Genomic DNA, 16,891 nt, shown 5'->3' with positions numbered 1-16,891 from the left:
TCGGCATGGCAGACGGCCGGATCGATCCTGGCGAGCCCAAATTGTTGATCACTCCGCTGGTCAAGGGCTTGACCCGAGCGCCGACGGTGCTCGGCATTCCCTACGAGCTTGCGGGGTTCATCGGCGTGCTGACGGCGGTCGTGTTCCTCGCAACCCATAATCTGGTCATGCTCTCTATCTGCGTGCCGCTCTATGCGGTTGCCAGGATCGCGATCATGCGCGATCCCATGTTCATCGAGATCATGTTCATCCGTTCACGCAAGACGCCGCCCCGAAGCGCCAGCTTCTGGGGTGCGCGCAGTTATCGGGTGTGACCGTGGCGATCGCACGGGCTCTTCGCGATGAACTGAGTTTCGGGGCCGTGTCTCGTCGGGAGAATCCGGTTTCGGCCCATATACCCTATTCGCGGCATGTGTCCGACGAGGTGATCAAGACGCAGGACGGCATGTTGATGTCCTTCGTTCACATGAGCGGACTGTGCTTCGAGACGATCGATATCGCCGAGATCAATTCGCGCCTGCTCGGCCGCAACGATCTCATTCGGGGGTTGGCGAATTCCCGCTATGCGATCTACTCGCATATCGTGCGCCGCGAGGTGAAGCCCGCGATCGAGTCGAGCTTCGAAAACAAGTTCTGCCAAGAGCTGGACCAGCGCTATACGGCGGCCCTGCGCACCCAGCGCATGTTTGTGAACGATATCTACCTGACCATCGTGCGGCGCGAGCTGCAAGGCACGGTCGGGACGGCGGATCTCGTGATCCGCAAGCTTTTGGGACGAAGGGCTGCGGACGGTCGCTCTTCGAGCGAGGAGCGGGCGCTGATCGAACTCACGGACATGATGAAAGCCGTCAAAGAGAGCCTGCAGGCTTATGGCGCGCGGGTTCTCACCGTCGTCAAGCGCAGTGACGTTTGGCATTCCGAGCCGCTGGAATTCCTGGTGCAGCTCGTCAATGGCGGATTTCCGCGGCCGATGGCACTGCCGCGCATGAAACTCGCGGAGGCGCTAGCGACAAAGCGGCTGTTCTTCGGCCCGAATGCGCTGGAAATTCGCGGGGCGTTCCCTGGCGAAACGCGATACGGGGCCATCATTTCGGTAGGCGAGTACCCCTCGATCACGGGACCGGGGATGCTCAACCCCATGCTGAAGGTGCCGCACGAATTCATCGTCACGCAATCCTTCGCCATCATCGACAAGCCCCAGGCACTGACCCAGATGGAGCGGGTCGGGCGCAAGATCGACATGTCGGATGAAGCAGGCTCGATCGTGGCCGATCAACTTGGTGAAGCGCGCGATGAGCTTTTGTCCTCGGAAGCGCTCTATGGTTTGCATCATCTGACGGTGCTGTGCCTTGGAAAGACCATGGACGACGTGGCGCGCTGCGTGACCGATGTCGGCACGGCGCTGACCGAGGTGTCCGCCCTGTGGGTTCGCGAGGACCTGAATTGTGAACCTGCGTTCTGGGCCACCCTGCCTGGCAATTTCGCCTATGTGGCGCGCAAGTCGATGATCTCATCGAAGAACATGGCGGGCTTCTCCGCCTTTCATAACTATCCGAGCGGCCGGACTGGCGGGGTGCATTGGGGAACGCCGATAAGCGTCCTCGAGACGACGTCGCAAACGGCCTACTTCTTCAACTTCCATGTTCGAGATCTCGGCAACTTCACTCTGAACGGCCCCTCGGGCTCGGGCAAGACGGTGCTGCTCGGCTTTCTCGCGGCACAGGCGCAGCGCATCACGCCGCGCCCCAAGCTGGTGATGATCGACAAGGACCGTGGCCTGGATATCTTCGTGCGGTCGCTTGGCGGCCGCTATGAGGTTTTGAAGGCCGGGGAGCCTTCCGGCTTCAATCCGTTGCGCCTGCCCGATACGCCGCGCAACCGGGAATTTCTCTTCCAGCTTTTCAGCTTCATGCTGCGTCGATCCGACGGACACGCCCACTCGACGCGCGAGGAGCAAGTCATCCGCAACGCGATCGCCCAGGTGGCGAGCGCGCCGCCGGAAGGTCGAACCATGGAGGAGTTCGCCGAGCTGTTGCGCGGTGCGATGCGCGCCGGCGATGACGATCTCTATTCGCGCTTGCAGCCATGGATGAGGCCCGATCAGCGCGGTTGGTTGTTCAACAACGCGGAAGACTCGTTTTCGATGTCGTCCATTTTCGGCTTCGACATGACGAGCGTGTTGAGCGACGCAACGACCAGCACGGCAGCCTTGCTCTATATCTTCCATCGCATCGAGGAGCTGCTTGACGGGCAACCGGTCATGATCTTCCTCGATGAAGGCTGGAAGCTCCTGGACAATGATATTTTCAGCTACTTCATCAAGGACAAGCTGAAAACCATTCGTAAGCTGAATGGCATCGTTGGCTTCGGCACGCAGTCAGCGGCGGACATCGTGAAGTCATCGATCGCCAACACGCTGATCGAACAGACGCCGACCAATATTTTTTTCCCCAACCCGAAGGCCGACGAGGAATCGCACAGGGCGTTCGGGCTGTCGGAGCGCGAGATCAAATGGATCCGCGAAACCCCGCCCGAAGCCCGCAAATTCCTGATCAAGCATGATCAGGACAGCGTCATTGCGCGCCTCAATCTGGGCGCGATGCCTGATGCGATCAAGATCCTCTCCGGTCGAATTGAGACGGTTCAGGAGCTCGACGCGCTGCGCGCGCGTGTCGGCGACGATCCGCAGGTTTGGTTGCCAATCTTTCTTGGGAGGGACGCGGAATGAAGACCATTATGGGCACGACGGCCGCCCTTGTGACGATTTTAGCGGGATCGACGGCCATGGCGGCCGTGCCGGTTTCTGACAGCCCTATTCTGTCGCAGCGGAGCGAGGACAAGGCCGATAAGGTTCAGATCAAGCTCATCCAGGAGGACACCAAGTCCGCCACGCAGGGCGTCAATTGCTCGGTAACGACACCCAAAAAGGCGCAGAACGTGAAGAGCCCGAAGGCTTCGGTCGATCCGGCGAGTGGCCAGGCGTCCTTGGAACAGGCCAATCCGGACATCAAGGGCTCTTCGGCGTTCGCCTCGACCGGCTCGGGATCGGGCGCTGTCGGCGGCAATGCCGGCGAAAGTGGCCAGTTGGATATCACCGGTCAGGTTCTCGGCGGCATGAATGGCAGCATGTCAACGGTGGCCCCCAACAGGCAGTCCTTCGAGACCATGGGTCAGGATATCGGGACTGACAAAACGGTCATGGAAGCCTTCGACCGCAACAGCGCAATCCGCGCCCAAGGCGGGCTGACCTTCAACGAGGTGATCCAGGCGACAGGGTTCTTCGCCCAAGCTTTCAACGTGCGAAACATTGGCACTGCCACACTGACAAGTCGGGGATCCTCCGGCCTGGTGGTGCCCACTCCCGCGTCCCCGCCGCCTGGTTCGGGTGGCTCGACAAGCTGTCCCGGGGCTACGAGCGGCGGCGGCACGGCCGGCAACCTGTGCTGCCCGTCGACGGACGGCGCATGCACTGCGCCGCGCACGACCGACACGGTTGAAAACGTCTCGCCCGTGCTTTCGCAAATCCAAAGGGACGCGAACCGCGCTCCCGTGACAATGACGACCGACGAACTGATGTCGGCGGTCAAGCAATATCAGGCTCAATAGGAGAAAGCGCTATGCGTGGAATTCCGTTAACAGCGGCACTCTTGCTTGGCTTGGGCGGCATCGCCTTTGCGCAGGTGCCTACGATCGACGAGGCCAATCTGGAACAGGCTCGGCAGATTGCATCGGCCACGAGCGAGATCCTCAGCACCGACCGCAACATCATGAACTATACGCAAAAGACGCTGCAGGCCGTCACGGGCGACCGGTCGAGCCAGGCCGGCCAGCTCGCGCAGATGGCCTTGGGCAATGGCGGCTTCTCCATGGGGGAGGCGCCTTCGCTTGGTAGCGTGATCTCGGGCGGCTCGTTGTCGTTCGCCGGCCTCGGCAATGGATCGCAGGGCATCGTTTCGAACATGATCAATGGCTTGCAGCTGGTGAAAACCATCTCGGGCCTGATCAATGGCCAGACGACGCAGATGGATAAGAACTACAGCGCCCTGGTGAACGTCGCGGCCACGGTCACCGGACTGGTCGACTCCTCGCAAAATGGGGTGAAGACCCGTTCCAGCGCTTTTCAGTCGGGCGCTCAACGGATCGGCACGGCGCAGGACATCAAGGGCTCGATCGATCAGAACAGCCAGATCATGGTGCAAACGGGTCTGACCGTGAACGAGCTGATCGGCGCGGTGAACACCGCTACGGCGGCCGCCAATCAGGAAAACATCGATCGTATGAACCTGATCACCCAGGCCTCGCGGGGGCTCGAATACAAGTCCGGCCAATGACGGTGCGCTTTCTTATATCAGCGGCCGCCATCATTGGCGCTGTCGCCACCTCCGGGTGCGGCCACAAGCCGCTCAAGGCTCCATGCTCGCGCGACGAGGGACCAATGCAGCCGATGGCGTTCGCGGCGCCTGAACCAAGAACAGGAGCGAAGAAGCCATTCGAGTGCGGTCCGATGAAGGCACTCAATGGCGATCCATCTCTGTTTCCAGGTAGGGCGGCGAAAAAATGAACTTCAATATCACGACGCTTCTGCAACAGGTCGATCAGTTCGGCAATAACTATGTATCGCAAGCCTACCAGAACCTCGCGTCGGCCCTGACCGGCGGGGGACAGGTGGGTGTCGCCGGCCTGATGCTGACGCTGTACGTGATATTCTGGGCTATCAGCATCTGGCAGGGAACCTCGACCGGATCGGGAAAAGAGATAGTCTGGCGCCTGTTCCGCGCCTTCGTCATCTACGCTCTGGCGACGAGCTGGGGGGACTTTCAAACATATGCCTATTCGTTCGCGAATGAGACACCTTCCGCGATCGGGAACAGCCTTCTGACGAGCGTTTCGGCCAATGTGACCGGGACATCGGCCGGGCTGAACTCCGTCAACTCCGTGCAGACGGCCCTGCAAAACATCTGGGATTCGCTCGCCAATTCCACCTCCGCCTTTATCAAGAGCCTTGGCGTGTTGAACTTCGGCGGCTACGTACTGGCGGCGATCATCCTTGTCGTCGGCGCGCTGCTCATCGGCTATGCGATCTTCCTCATCATCCTGTCGAAGATCTTTCTTTGGCTTTTGCTGGCGCTCGCCCCAGTGTTCATCATTCTTATGCTGTTCGGCTATACGACCCGGTTCTTCGCCGGCTGGATAACCGCGATCGTGCAGTACATGAGCGTGCAGATTCTGGTCTACGCCTTCTGTGCCTTCTTCATCTCGATCACCCAGACCTATTTCGACGCGGTCAACCGGTCGAATGGTGCTGCGACAACGACCTTGACCGAAGCCGCGCCGCTGATCCTGATCTGCCTCGTCGGCGTGCTGCTGCTGTCGCAAATCACCAACGTTGCCGCCTCGCTCGCGGGCGGAATTGGTATTGGAACGCCTTCGTTCGGGCGCTTCTACGGCGGCGCCTTCGCAGCGATGGGCCAAGCCGGTCAGCGCAGGCTGATGGGACGCTTGGGCTGGAGCACGCGGCAGGAACGCCTAGTGGGTCGCGAGCGGGCGCGCGTGAGCCTCGCACAGAGAAGGTATGAGGATTCAGCGGAATATGCACGGCTTTCCCGAAAGCTGACGGATCCCGCATAGGTTTGGGGCACCAATGAGCGATGTGAAGGAAAGCGCTGGGGGACCGGCGAAGGAAACCGAGTCTCCCTTGCCGTACTACGTGGATGCGGCAATCTGGGAAAAAGATATCGCGCGGCGCAATCGCTGGTCGCGATCTCTGGCGTGGTGTGTGGCAAGCGTCGCCTCGGTCATTGCCGTTGCAGCGGTGGGCGCGCTGATCCTTGCGCTGCCGCTCAAGACTTATGAGCCCTACATGGTGGTGGTCGACAAATCCACCGGGTTTGTCGAGGTCAAGCGGCCGCTGGCCGACGGGCCTTTGCAGCAGGACGAGTCGATGGGGATGTTCGATATCGTCCGTTATGTGAAGGCTCGCGAGACCTACGATCCGAAGGCGCTGAAGGACAACTTCGATCTCGCGCAATTGCTGAGCGCCGGCGATGCCTCGAGGGAGCTCGTCGAGCTTTTCAGCCCGGCAAACAAGATGACGAACCCGGTCGTGCTCTATGGGCGAAACACCGTCGTGGCGGTGACCGTGAAGTCGGTGACATTTCCCAACCAGAGGACCGCCCTGATCCGGTTCATGACGGAGGAAAAGAGCCAGGCGAACACCGTGCAGCGGCATTGGGTGTCGTTGATCCGGTTCCGCTACACCGGCGTGCCGGCCAAAAACGAGATCCGCTTTCAAAATCCGCTCGGCTTCCAGGTGCTCGAATATCGGCGCGATCAGGAGACGGCGCCGGCACCCACCGCGGAGACACCGCAATGAAGGTCGCCGCCATCCTGATGGCAATCGGGCTCGGCGTTTGCGCGGTTCAGCCGGCCCTTGCCGAACAGATCCCTCGGGCGGGATCTCGTGACAGTCGCATTCGCTTCGTCTGGTATCAAAAGGACGATGTGGTGTCGGTGCCGGCCAGCTATGGCGCCTCGACCATGATCGAATTCGGCGATGACGAGAAAATCGAAACACTCGGCGCTGGCGACGTCCCGGCCTGGAGCATCGAGCCCAACAAGAAGGGCAATGTGCTCTTTGTGAAGCCGATCGAGAAGAATGCGGGCGGGAATCTCAACGTCCTGACCAACAAGCGCAGCTATGTGTTCTTCCTCAACGGCGAGTTTCGGCCGGTTGCGCAACAAGTCTATGCGATCAAGTTCCGCTATCCCGAAGAGGTGTCGGACGCGGCGCTGATGGACGAAGCCCAGGCCCGGGCGGCACAGCCGAACCGGCAGGGTTTCAAGGCCGAAAACGCCAACTCGTCCTATGCCTATAAGGGGTCGTCGGCAAATAAGCCGCTCGTGATCTACGACGACGGCGTGAAGACCTGGTTCCGCTTCGATCCGGCAAGGGAAGTGCCGGCGATCTATGTCGTCGACAGCGAGCGCAATGAGACGCTTGTGAACTACCGCCGCGAGGGCGCGTACATCGTCGTCGACAAGGTCAACTACCAATGGACGCTGCGCAACGGCAACGAAGCAACCTGCGTCTTCAATCTGAGACTGAACAATGTGAACGAACCGACCGGGCTCGAACCTTACGAGCCGCAGCGTGTCGGCGGTGGGACTGTTCGGAAAGTGAGGGGGCCTGATGCCATCTCCCAATGAGTACAGAATGCTCGCCGAGGAAGGAACAGCGGTCGCCCCGCCAAAATTCGGGGCGGTGGTCTTCGCCGGCTGGATGATCTATGCGGCGACGCGTGCGCCAGACAAGCCGCTGTTGACGGCGTCGGATGGCGAGGAGTTTCACACCACACAGTTTCCCGCACCTGGGCTCGAAACGCCGCGTCCCCAGCTTGATAACGGCACCCTGAAAATTCCGACGGCTCCCGAGGAGCCGCCGGCGGCGCCGGCACAGCCGCCGTCGACGGTCGAGGCTCCGCCTCCCCCTCCACCAGCCTTGCAACCGCCTGCAGCTCCACCACAGGTGCAGGATGATTCCGAGGCCCGTCGTCTGGCTGAGGAAGAACGGCGCAGGCAAGAAGAAGAGGAACGCCGCAAATGGGAGCGCTTGCGCGCCAAGCAGCTCGTTGTCGATAGCGGCGATGCGCCTGGCAGTGCGTCAGCATTGGGCGGCAATGGTACGGATGCAGCGGCGGCCGGAAACGCAGGCGAGGGCGAGGAGGACCCCAATCGGCGTTTTTTGGCAAGGGCGAGCCAGAGCGGAGCGGATACATCGAAAGCCACGATGAACCCGCGCACGGACGCTCTGGTCGCCCAAGGGACGATGATCAAAGGCGTGCTCGAGACCGCGATCCAGAGCGATCTTGCCGGTATGGTTCGGGCCGTCGTGTCGGAGGATGTGTGGTCGTTCGACGGTCGCAGGGTTTTGATCCCCGCTGGCTCCCGCCTTATCGGTGAATATCGCAGTGGCCTCGCAACCGGCCAAACGCGGGTGTTCATAGTGTGGACACGCCTGCTTCGATCGGACGGCATGTCGGTGCAGCTCGGCTCGACCGGCACCGACGAGCTCGGTCGCAGCGGCATGCCGGGCGAGGTCGACAACCATTATTTCGAGCGGTTCGGCTCGGCGATCCTTCTAAGTGTCGTGGGCGGTGCGACGCAATTCATCGCCAACCTTGGCAACGACCAGAATGGGTCGAACACCAACCAGACCTACACGGACCCGCAGACCGGACAGACGGTGACAATCCAGACGCAGCCCAACCAATACCTGCAGAGCGCGCGCCAGATCGGCGCGCAACAGGTCTCCCAAAGCCTCAACCGCATTGCCGAAGAGGCGCTTCAAAATTCGATCAATATCGCGCCCACGATCCATGTCGATCAGGGGTCGCGCATCATGGTGTTCGTCCGCCGGGACCTCGATTTTTCCGAGTTCTATCCGGACCCCGTACGCGAGGCGTTGAGGGAGATACGACGTGAGCGGGCAGCAAAGAACCGTCTTTCTAAATAAGGCGCTGGAGCCGGTGCGGCGCTGGCTTGACGACGATCGCGTGGTCGAAATCTGTGCAAACGGACCTGGGCTTGTGTGGGTCGAAATTGTTGGCTCGACACATATGGAGCCCTTCGACGTCCCCGAGCTCGACCGCGCCGCGATCACTTACCTCATGGAACGTATAGCGGCATCATCCTCGCAATCGATCAGCGAGGAAAATCCCTTGCTTTCGGCCGCCCTCCCCGGCGGCGAACGCTTCCAGGGCGTGCTTGCGCCGGCGACGCCGACAGGAGGCGCCTTCGCGATCCGCAAGCAGGTCGTGAAGGATATGCGCCTTGATGATTACCGGAAGCGGGGGGCGTTCGATACGATCTCCGTCCAGGATCCCGGCGAATTGAGCGAGACCGACAGCGCCCTTTGCGAATGTCTCGACGCCGGCAAGATCGAGGATTTCCTCCGCCTGGCCGTGCGGGAGCGGTATTCGATCCTGCTTTCAGGAGGCACATCGTCGGGCAAAACGACGTTTCTGAACGCGATTTTGCACGAGGTGCCTTCGGATGAGCGGATCCTCACCATTGAGGATACGCGAGAGGTTAAACCACACCAGCCCAACTATCTGCCCCTCGTCGCATCAAAGGGCGACCAGGGCCTGGCGCACGTGACCGTTGAAACGCTGCTGCAAGCCGCCATGCGGTTGCGGCCGGATCGAATCTTCCTGGGCGAGATCCGGGGAGCGGAAGCCTATTCGTTCTTGCGCGCCGTCAACACAGGTCATCCCGGATCGATCACGACGATCCATGCGGACAGCCCGACCGGTGCGTTTGAGCAGCTAGCATTGATGGTCATGCAGGCTGGGCTCGGGCTGAGCAAGGCAGAGATCATCGATTACGTGCGGTCGGTCCTGCCGATTGTGATCCAACAAACGCGCCGGGGCGGCTGGCGCGGAACTTCGGCGATCTGGTTCAACCGCATGACCGAATGGAGAGCCGCCAGAAAGGTTCCCCAGAATGTCTCGCGTATTCGCTTATAGGCTTCTCCTCGGCCTCATCGGCCTCGCCGCCTTCTTTGCCCTTTGGAGCCTGGCCTACGAGCTGGTGGCGACATGGCGGTGGACTCCCGCGCTGCCCTCTGAAGGCGCCTCGCGCTGGGGGCTTCTAAAATACCAGAACGCGCAACGCAGCCTAAGCGGCCTGTTCGTTGCCTGGCAGCATTTCAGCCAGCGCCTGGCCTATCATCCCACGCAGGGCGAGACGATCATCCGGGGCGTGATCGCGGTCGCGGTTGTCGTGGCGATCGGCGTCGGCCTGGTCTTTGCAAGCCTGATCAACCGCAAGCCAAAGCACTACGGCAATGCGCGGTTCGGCACGATCATGGATGCCGAAAGGAAAAACCTGCTGGCAAAGCAAGGCTTGATCCTCGGCAAGATGGGTGGGGCGACGATCCGCTCGGACGAGCCCGCGCACGTCCTGGTGGTCGGGCCGACCCGATCCGGCAAGGGCGTCAGCTTTGTCATTCCGAACGGTTACATGTGGCGAGGATCCTCGGTGTGGTTCGATCCGAAGCGGGAGAACTTCGAGGCGTTCGGTGCGCATCGGCAGGCTCTCGGCGATAAGGTCTTTTTCTTTTCGCCCGGCGAGCAGGATTCGCATCGCTATAATCCGCTGGATTTCATCCGGCGCGATGCGCGCATGCCGACGGACTGCGCGGTGGTCTCCTCCTTCATCATCCCCGACGCGACAGGAAGTTCCGAGATCTGGGCGCGCGCCGGCCGGCAGCTGCTTTCGGCCATGATCGGCTATGTGCTGACGTCACCACGCTATGAGGGGCAGCGTCATTTGCGCGCCGTCGCGATGCTTCTTTCGACCGGCGTGGATTTTCTCAGGGTGCTGACGAATATCCGCAATGACGAGGAAAAATATCTGCCTTCGTGGGTCGTGCACGGGCTCAACCAGTTCATTGCGCTGGAAAAGGAAACGCGAAACTCAGCCTACTTCAACCTGACGGCGGCTCTCAACCCCTGGACCAATGATCTCGTTGCAGCCGCTACGGCGTCGACCGATTTCGATATCTCGAAGTTTCGCAAGGACCCGACGGCTCTCTTCATCGGCTGCTCGGTGGCGCAGCTCGACGTGTTCCGGCCCATCATCAAACTCCTGGTTCAGCAAATCCATGATGTGCTGATGGCTTCCTCGCCAGGCCCGGACGAGCCCTATCAGGTCCTGGTGATGATCGACGAGTTTCGCCAGCTCGGCAAAATGGAGTCTATCGTTTCCAAGCTGGCGATCAACGCGGGCTATGGCTTTCGCATGGTCCTGATCCTGCAGGATCTTGCCCAGCTTGACGAAGTCTATGGAAAAGCGACGCGGCACACCACGGTGACCGCGTGTCAGGTGAAGCTTTTCATCCGCATGAACGACGTGGAGACCTCGGAACATGTCTCTGTAATGCTGGGGCCGACCACGATCGAGGTGCCCACACCGATCATCAGGGCTGGTCAAGGTATATTTGGTGGCCGAGACAAGAGTTTAAGTTATCAGGAAAGGCCGTTCCGAACGGCGGCGGAGCTTCGGCAACTGCCGGCGAAGCAGGCCGTGGTTCTGGGCTCGAGCCCCCCTGGTTTCATGGTGCGCAAGATCACCTATTATAAGGACGCTCCCTATAAAGCGACCTACCAGGAATTTCGGCACCGACGCCTGAAAGTACCGCCTCTCTCCCGATGGCAGGATCTTCCGCTGCGCTCCATGGCGGAGGTCGAAGCGGCGGCTAACAACGCGCCGGCGGCACCTTTCGAGTTGGGGGAACCCGATACCGTCGAAGCGCCGGTTTCGGGCGATACAGCCTATGCCGATGCGGTGCCGCGTGCGACTGGTGCGGCGGCTGAAACGGCTGATCCCGTCGCGTTAAAGCCGAAAATAAAGAGCGACAGCGCGGACGCACCACAGGCGCTGCCAAGCTCAGGCCTTCCAACGGGCGGTAAGGCTGAAGCCAAGAGCGAGGTCGCCGCTGAAGTTCCGGAGTTGAAGCCGAAGCGGATCGATCAGACGGCTGATGATGCGCCGTGGCCGCTTCCCACCCTTGGCCGGCGATCGGCGCCGGCAGCATCAAAGACGTCCGACCCGAGTGCGTCTGAAGTCAAGGCGAGTGTCTTGCAATTCCAAGTCCGGCCGGGAAACAAGTCCACGTCGATCGCCGCGCTGCTCGCATCGGTCGATCAGGAAGTGGAGGCCGGCGCTCGTTCCCTGTCACCGTCAGTGGATAGCGGAGATGTCGACGGGGTACCGTCAGCCGCTCTTGAGGCCCTGCAGGATCAAATTAGACGTCACGGCGATCGCAAGGACGTGAAATTCAGTTGAATACAAATGAGCGATTTGTGCCTTCCGTGCCTATGTCGAGTGTGAACAAGACGAAGCGTCCCAAATCCGATGGCGGGCGCATCGAACCGTTTCGTTGCGCCTCCCGGTTCTTGGTGGGGACGTGAGCTGATTGCTGGTCCGTAACATGCGATTGATTTTCACTCTAGCCGACCTGTATCAAAACCGATACAGTGCACCCCGATGAAGGTGATTGAATGGCTTGGAAGCAGTAGGGCGGATGTTCGAGCGTTTCCTGACGATGCGCGGATAGAGGCCGGCTGGCAGCTCGAACTTGTCCAGCGCGGCGACGATCCCGACGACTGGAAGCCTATGCAGATCGTGGGGGCCGGTGTCAGGGAAATCAGGGTCCGGGAGGCATCGGGAGCGTTCCGCGTCATCTATCTGGCAACGCTGGAGGACCGCGTTTTGGTGCTTCATGCGTTCCAGAAGAAGACACAGGCCACATCCAAGAAAGACCTCGATCTGGCGGCTCAACGGCTAAAACGATGGAAGGCAGAACGATGAACGTAGAAATCTATGATAACGTCTGGGACGCCCTGGCGGACACCGAACAGGAGGCAGCAAACCTCAAGGCGCGCTCGGCGCTGCTCTACGAAATCCGTAAGGCAGTCCAGCGTTGGGGCATTCCCCAGGAGGAAGCCGCCAAGCGGCTCGGCCTGACGCGCCCTCGTGTCAATGATCTGCTGCGCGGTAAGCTCGCCAAGTTCTCGCTTGACGCGCTCGTCAACATCGCCGCCTCCGCTCACCTGGAAATAGAAATCCGGGTGAAGGAGGTTGCATAATCACGAGGTGTCTAATCCTCGTCTTTCCTCGGAGCACATCTTGCGTTTGGACGCGAGCGTGTGCCGAACGGAGCCGCTGCCAGAGCCCGGCTTAGGGAACAACGAGCCCACGCAGTGGTGCATGACGAGGCAACTACTGCTTTTGCGGCTTTTGTGAATCCGGCTCTTCGCCTTCGACTGGAGCGGTGTTGATGCTCCTCGACTGCAGGCGCTGCAGTTCTTCGAGCCGTTCGCCTTTGACGATCTCGGGATCAAGCCGCTCGTTAGGATTCTGCGCCAATGAACGCGCGGCTTCGCTTGCGGCTTGTGCCTCGCGGGCTTCCTTCGCAGCGATGCTTTCGGCGTTGCGCACCATTTCGCGGTCTTGCGCAACCTGCTCAAGCGAGGTCGGATCAGCCGATCCGGCTCGTTCGTCGCGGATCTCCTGCTCGATGGCGCGATTACGGATCTCGCGAGCGCGATCGGCCTCAAGCCGCTCAGCGGCCTCGATCTCCTGGGCGCGATGGACCAAAGCTTCGGCGCGCGCGCCGGCAATCCGATGGGCCTGGTCTTCGCTGACATGCGTGACGCCACCTTCCTGCAGCGATTTGAGATCCGTCCGGATCGCAAGCAGTTCCATGGTGGGCGCCGCGCGCCGTAAGAACTCCGCTTTCGTCTGGCCGTTCATCATGGCCGCTGTCTTGTTAACGGTCTCGTTGATCTGTTTTAGGTTTTCCCGCATCTGGTCCGCGGTGGCATCTGAACTCATTTGAACACCCTTTCCATCTCGAATAGCAACCACAACAGTACCGGATCGGGAAGCTTGCGTCATCCGATCAATGAATTGACTCGCTATCGCGTTATCCGGCCGGGAAGCAGCAACCGAGTGCCAGTCCCGAAGGCTTGCCTCGGTGGCCTGCAGCTGGCGCGCCGAAATCGGAATCTTTATCGGGTTGGCCCTCGCGTAGTCGATCCGCTGGCGGGCTTTCTCGATGACGTGCGGGTTTGCACGGGCGTAGGCGCGGTCACGCGCCTCCCTGCCCGGCCGCGGCTTTTCGGCCGTGGCCACAATCGCCTTGTCGCGCGGACCATAGCTTTGTGATGACGCTCGATAGGCCGCGGAAGTCGCGACGATTTTCATGCCCTGCGCTTGTGCGTGCTGGGCATAGAGCGCGCGCCATTCGCGAAGCTGGGCCGGACCTGGTCGCAATCGCTCACCGTCCTCACCCTTCACGGCGACGATGGCATGGACATGAATATGGCCGCCCTCCTCCGCCATATCGGCATGCATGCCGAAGGCGAATTTGTGATTGGGGAACTGCTCATGCAGGAACCCACGTGCGGCCCTTACCAGAGCTTGCCTGTCCTCGCCCGCCTTGGCCGACAGGATCATGTGCATGGTATCGCGAGGCTTGTAGGAATTCAGGGTCTTGTCCCAGGACTGCGCGGTCTGCCGAACCGCCTCCTCAGACGCGATCGCGGCGCCGTCGGCGCCGATCGCCGCTCCGTCATGGTTAAGGCGCGCGAGCTGGAACACGACACCGGCTTTGCCGTGGCTGGGCTCCCCAATTGGCTTCACCGAAACGGTATCCTCCTTGACCCCAAGCGCCTCGGAGATCCGCGAGGCGATCGTGGCCCGGGTCGGTGCCGAGAACTGGCGATCCTGCTGGCGTCGATCCGAAAAGTGAAACCGATGCTTCACCTTGTCGTCCCCGTTCTCACCCCGCACGACGCTGTGTCCGGCCATGGTCGCGACGACGCGCGCGATGCTCGATCCGTCCTGCAGTGTGTCGATACGATAGGCGAAACCGTGGCCGGCGAAACCTGCCTGAACTGCCTGTGAAAGGCGCTCGGCATTCTCCTGCCCTGCCAGCGAAAGCCGAAACGTCGCCACATCCTCGCTCTCCCGCCGCTTGTCGAAACCCTTGCCCCACTGTTTCATTTCATCGGCAACAGCTTCCTGCGTTGCCAGGATACGCGCGTCATGCGTCTCGAGCGCGACACCCTCCTTCTGGATATATTGACCGATGGCGGCTGCCCTTGTGACGCCATGCCCGTAGGAAATCACCTTCAGAACGGCCGGCTGATACCCGGCCGCCAGCCTGTCGGCAGCGGCCCTCGGCGCAGGTCCGCCGGCGAGCTTCCGCTGCTTCGCCGACAGGGCGAGGTTAAGGCGCCCGGCTTTACCGCGCGGCGGCTCCAGCTCCCCGGGAGACGAGCGCGGCACGGCCGGTTCCGGTGGCTGGCTTGCCACGAGACCGCCCTCCCCCTTCCGGCCGCGAACCGTCTTGAACAACCCATCATCGTCATTTCCAGAAAAGGACAACAGTGCCCGACGCCGGCGCTTGCGGTTCTCTTCTTCAAAAGCCGCGCTCGCGCGAATCCGATCGGCTATGGCTTGTATGGAAGACTGGTCGAGGTTCACGCGCCCTCACCATCCATCAGATGCGCCGCCTTCCGAAGTTTCAGGCCATGGGCGATCGTCATCGCCGTCAATTCGGCGTCGACAGCTTTCACCCTCTCATCCAGCGCTTCCCATATCGGCAACGCCGCCTCCATGGGGGCAGCGTGGCCGGAATGAATGGCATGGAGAAGCTGGCTGAGGTTTCGGCCGACCATCCGAACTTGTGAGGCCAACGCCGCGACAGTGCGTGAATTCTCAGCTGACAGAGCGGGACCGACATCCAGGCTGGCCCGGATAATGCGCCGCAACGTCTCCGCTCGGTCAAGCTGGAACACCTTGCAGGCCTCATCCAGGAGCGCGCCCGCCTCCGGCCCAATATCGATCCGGGAGCGCTTTCGGGTGTCCTTGTGGGCGGCGCTGGTGTCCAAAATTCCTCGCTATGGCGGATGGGCCTCACGTCGAAGACGGTCCAGGTCGAAGCGAAGCGACGACCTGCTCAGCCAATTTGGACCCAAATTGCGTATCTTGTCAATTCAATATGAAACATTATACTGACTCACTGATACATTAATGCAGAGCCGATCATGCATCCTGGGACATTGCACCGATGTGCAAATTCATATTATCACACAGGCACTTATGCGCCTCGGCACTTTGTTGCATCGGCGCATAGTCATAATGCAAGAAGGTCGCTTTGGCGCCAAATCGCCTATGCGCCTTGACGCCAAAGTGACGCAACATTGGGAAAAAACAATGCCGGAACAACGCGCGGTGCAAATCACAGTGGCCTCTCCCAAAGGCGGGGTCGGCAAGACCATGACCACCATCCTGCTCGCGGGCGAATTCGCCGCCGCCGGTCATCGGGTGACGGTGCTCGACACCGATCCGCAACTGTCAGCGCTGGAGTGGAGCAAAAACAGTCGCCGCGCCGGGTACGCGCTTTCAAACATCGACGTCATCCCCATCAGCTCGACCGACGACCTGATCGATCGCCTGGCGCAATCCGACGCCGAGGACCTGCTGCTGGTCGACGTCCAAGGCACGGCCGTGGCTGCACTCGGCCCGGCCGTCGCCAACGCCGACTTCGTGCTGATTCCGACGAAAGCGCACGTCTTCGATGTCAAGCAATGCCTCGGTCTGATCCGGCACATCCGCTCACTTGGCGGGCGCCACCGCGAAATTCCCTACGCGGTGATGCTCAACATGGTTTCAGGGATCGAACACAACACGATGGCCTTCCGCACGGCGATCCAGCTGCTGCGGCAGGCCGACGCCAGCGTGCTTGAGACCTTTTTGTCGCAACGGCCGACCTTCGCCTCAATCGCAACCGCCGGGACGCTTTACGAAGTCCAGCCTGTGAACAAGGCCGTCGAGGACGCTCGCGACCAGACGAATGCCCTGACCGCCGAGATCATCCGCAAACTGAACGGAGCCACCCCGCAATGAACGAGAAAAACGATCGGACCGCAAACCAATTGCCGCTGCCTGCCTTGAAACCGCGCGCCCGTTCGGATGATCCGTTCTCGCGCAACATGGCTGCCATAGTGGAATCCAGCATCAGCGAAGCCGACAACCTGGAGCAGCAGACGAGAACCCAGTCTGCCAGAGCGGCGAAAGCGAAGCTCGAAAGGCCGAAGGCAGACGGCGAGACAGCCCGGCTGCACACACGCATTCCGGTCTCGCAGATGATCGAGCTGCAGGTCCATTGCGCGCGCAACAGAACAACCATGCAGGAGGTGGTGCAGGGCCTGATAACGGAATTCCTTGCCGGGCAGCCGAAGTAGCCAGACGCGCTATCAGCGTCGATTTTCGTACGACCGACCGCCCAGGACTATGGCCCAACGAGGATTGGCTACAT

16 protein-coding genes are annotated in these 16,891 nt (G+C 60.9%); 14 read left to right on the top strand and 2 right to left on the bottom strand.

Features of this window, described 5'->3' with window-relative positions; all coding sequences use genetic code 11:
• Positions 1-5: 5 nt before the first annotated feature.
• From NKI73_RS22065 to NKI73_RS22010, 12 genes are all read left to right on the top strand, one after another.
• Positions 6-314, top strand: a complete 309-nt coding sequence (locus tag NKI73_RS22065; RefSeq protein WP_023819753.1) for a VirB3 family type IV secretion system protein — start codon at positions 6-8, stop codon at positions 312-314.
• 2 nt (positions 315-316) lie between these two features.
• On the top strand, positions 317-2,728 hold the full coding sequence (locus NKI73_RS22060; protein WP_352632990.1) for a VirB4 family type IV secretion/conjugal transfer ATPase: 2,412 nt from the start codon (positions 317-319) through the stop codon (positions 2,726-2,728).
• Between the two features lie 8 nt (positions 2,729-2,736).
• On the top strand, positions 2,737-3,606 hold the full coding sequence (locus tag NKI73_RS22055) for a hypothetical protein (RefSeq protein WP_352632989.1): 870 nt from the start codon (positions 2,737-2,739) through the stop codon (positions 3,604-3,606).
• 50 nt (positions 3,607-3,656) lie between these two features.
• Positions 3,657-4,331 carry a type IV secretion system protein gene (locus NKI73_RS22050; protein ID WP_352632988.1) on the top strand — a complete coding sequence of 225 codons (675 nt, stop codon included), beginning with the start codon at positions 3,657-3,659 and terminating at the stop codon, positions 4,329-4,331.
• Between the two features lie 226 nt (positions 4,332-4,557).
• Entirely contained in the window at positions 4,558-5,628 is a 1,071-nt protein-coding gene (locus NKI73_RS22045; RefSeq protein ID WP_352632987.1) for a TrbL/VirB6 family protein, read from the top strand.
• A gap of 13 nt (positions 5,629-5,641) precedes the next feature.
• Positions 5,642-6,373 carry a VirB8 family type IV secretion system protein gene (locus NKI73_RS22040; RefSeq protein ID WP_352632986.1) on the top strand — a complete coding sequence of 244 codons (732 nt, stop codon included), beginning with the start codon at positions 5,642-5,644 and terminating at the stop codon, positions 6,371-6,373.
• Positions 6,370-7,206 carry a P-type conjugative transfer protein VirB9 gene (gene virB9, locus NKI73_RS22035; RefSeq protein ID WP_352632985.1) on the top strand — a complete coding sequence of 279 codons (837 nt, stop codon included), beginning with the start codon at positions 6,370-6,372 and terminating at the stop codon, positions 7,204-7,206. The genes NKI73_RS22040 and virB9 overlap by 4 nt, the downstream gene beginning before the upstream one ends.
• 7 nt (positions 7,207-7,213) lie before the next feature.
• On the top strand, positions 7,214-8,512 hold the full coding sequence (gene virB10, locus NKI73_RS22030) for a type IV secretion system protein VirB10 (protein WP_352632984.1): 1,299 nt from the start codon (positions 7,214-7,216) through the stop codon (positions 8,510-8,512).
• Positions 8,478-9,524 (top strand): P-type DNA transfer ATPase VirB11, encoded by a 1,047-nt coding sequence (gene virB11 / locus NKI73_RS22025; protein WP_352632983.1) that lies wholly within the window; start codon positions 8,478-8,480, stop codon positions 9,522-9,524. Before virB10 ends, virB11 begins: the two co-directional genes overlap by 35 nt.
• Positions 9,502-11,847 (top strand): type IV secretory system conjugative DNA transfer family protein, encoded by a 2,346-nt coding sequence (locus NKI73_RS22020; RefSeq protein ID WP_352632982.1) that lies wholly within the window; start codon positions 9,502-9,504, stop codon positions 11,845-11,847. The genes virB11 and NKI73_RS22020 overlap by 23 nt, the downstream gene beginning before the upstream one ends.
• Positions 11,848-12,048: 201 nt before the next feature.
• The gene (locus NKI73_RS22015) at positions 12,049-12,372 is read left to right on the top strand and encodes a type II toxin-antitoxin system RelE/ParE family toxin (RefSeq protein ID WP_027054595.1); all 324 of its coding nucleotides are present in this window, start codon (positions 12,049-12,051) and stop codon (positions 12,370-12,372) included.
• Entirely contained in the window at positions 12,369-12,650 is a 282-nt protein-coding gene (locus NKI73_RS22010; protein WP_352549326.1) for a helix-turn-helix domain-containing protein, read from the top strand. The genes NKI73_RS22015 and NKI73_RS22010 overlap by 4 nt, the downstream gene beginning before the upstream one ends.
• Before the next feature lie 133 nt (positions 12,651-12,783).
• Here the strand turns inward: NKI73_RS22010 and NKI73_RS22005 are convergent, their stop codons facing one another.
• Positions 12,784-15,054, bottom strand: coding sequence for a relaxase/mobilization nuclease domain-containing protein (locus NKI73_RS22005; protein ID WP_352632981.1), 2,271 nt, complete (start codon positions 15,052-15,054; stop codon positions 12,784-12,786).
• Positions 15,051-15,461, bottom strand: a complete 411-nt coding sequence (locus NKI73_RS22000) for a hypothetical protein (RefSeq protein WP_352549330.1) — start codon at positions 15,459-15,461, stop codon at positions 15,051-15,053. Before NKI73_RS22000 ends, NKI73_RS22005 begins: the two co-directional genes overlap by 4 nt.
• A 325-nt stretch (positions 15,462-15,786) precedes the next feature.
• On the opposite strand from NKI73_RS22000, the gene NKI73_RS21995 reads away from it, so the two are divergent.
• Together NKI73_RS21995 and NKI73_RS21990 are read left to right on the top strand one after the other, a co-directional pair.
• The gene (locus NKI73_RS21995) at positions 15,787-16,479 is read left to right on the top strand and encodes a nucleotide-binding protein (RefSeq protein ID WP_352616720.1); all 693 of its coding nucleotides are present in this window, start codon (positions 15,787-15,789) and stop codon (positions 16,477-16,479) included.
• On the top strand, positions 16,476-16,817 hold the full coding sequence (locus tag NKI73_RS21990) for a hypothetical protein (RefSeq protein WP_352632980.1): 342 nt from the start codon (positions 16,476-16,478) through the stop codon (positions 16,815-16,817). Before NKI73_RS21995 ends, NKI73_RS21990 begins: the two co-directional genes overlap by 4 nt.
• Positions 16,818-16,891: the final 74 nt, after the last annotated feature.

Source organism: Mesorhizobium sp. M0496, assembly GCF_040321205.1.
Lineage (GTDB): Bacteria > Pseudomonadota > Alphaproteobacteria > Rhizobiales > Rhizobiaceae > Mesorhizobium.
Note: the sequence above shows the minus strand (reverse complement) of the source record. Positions and strands in the feature narration are given on the sequence as shown.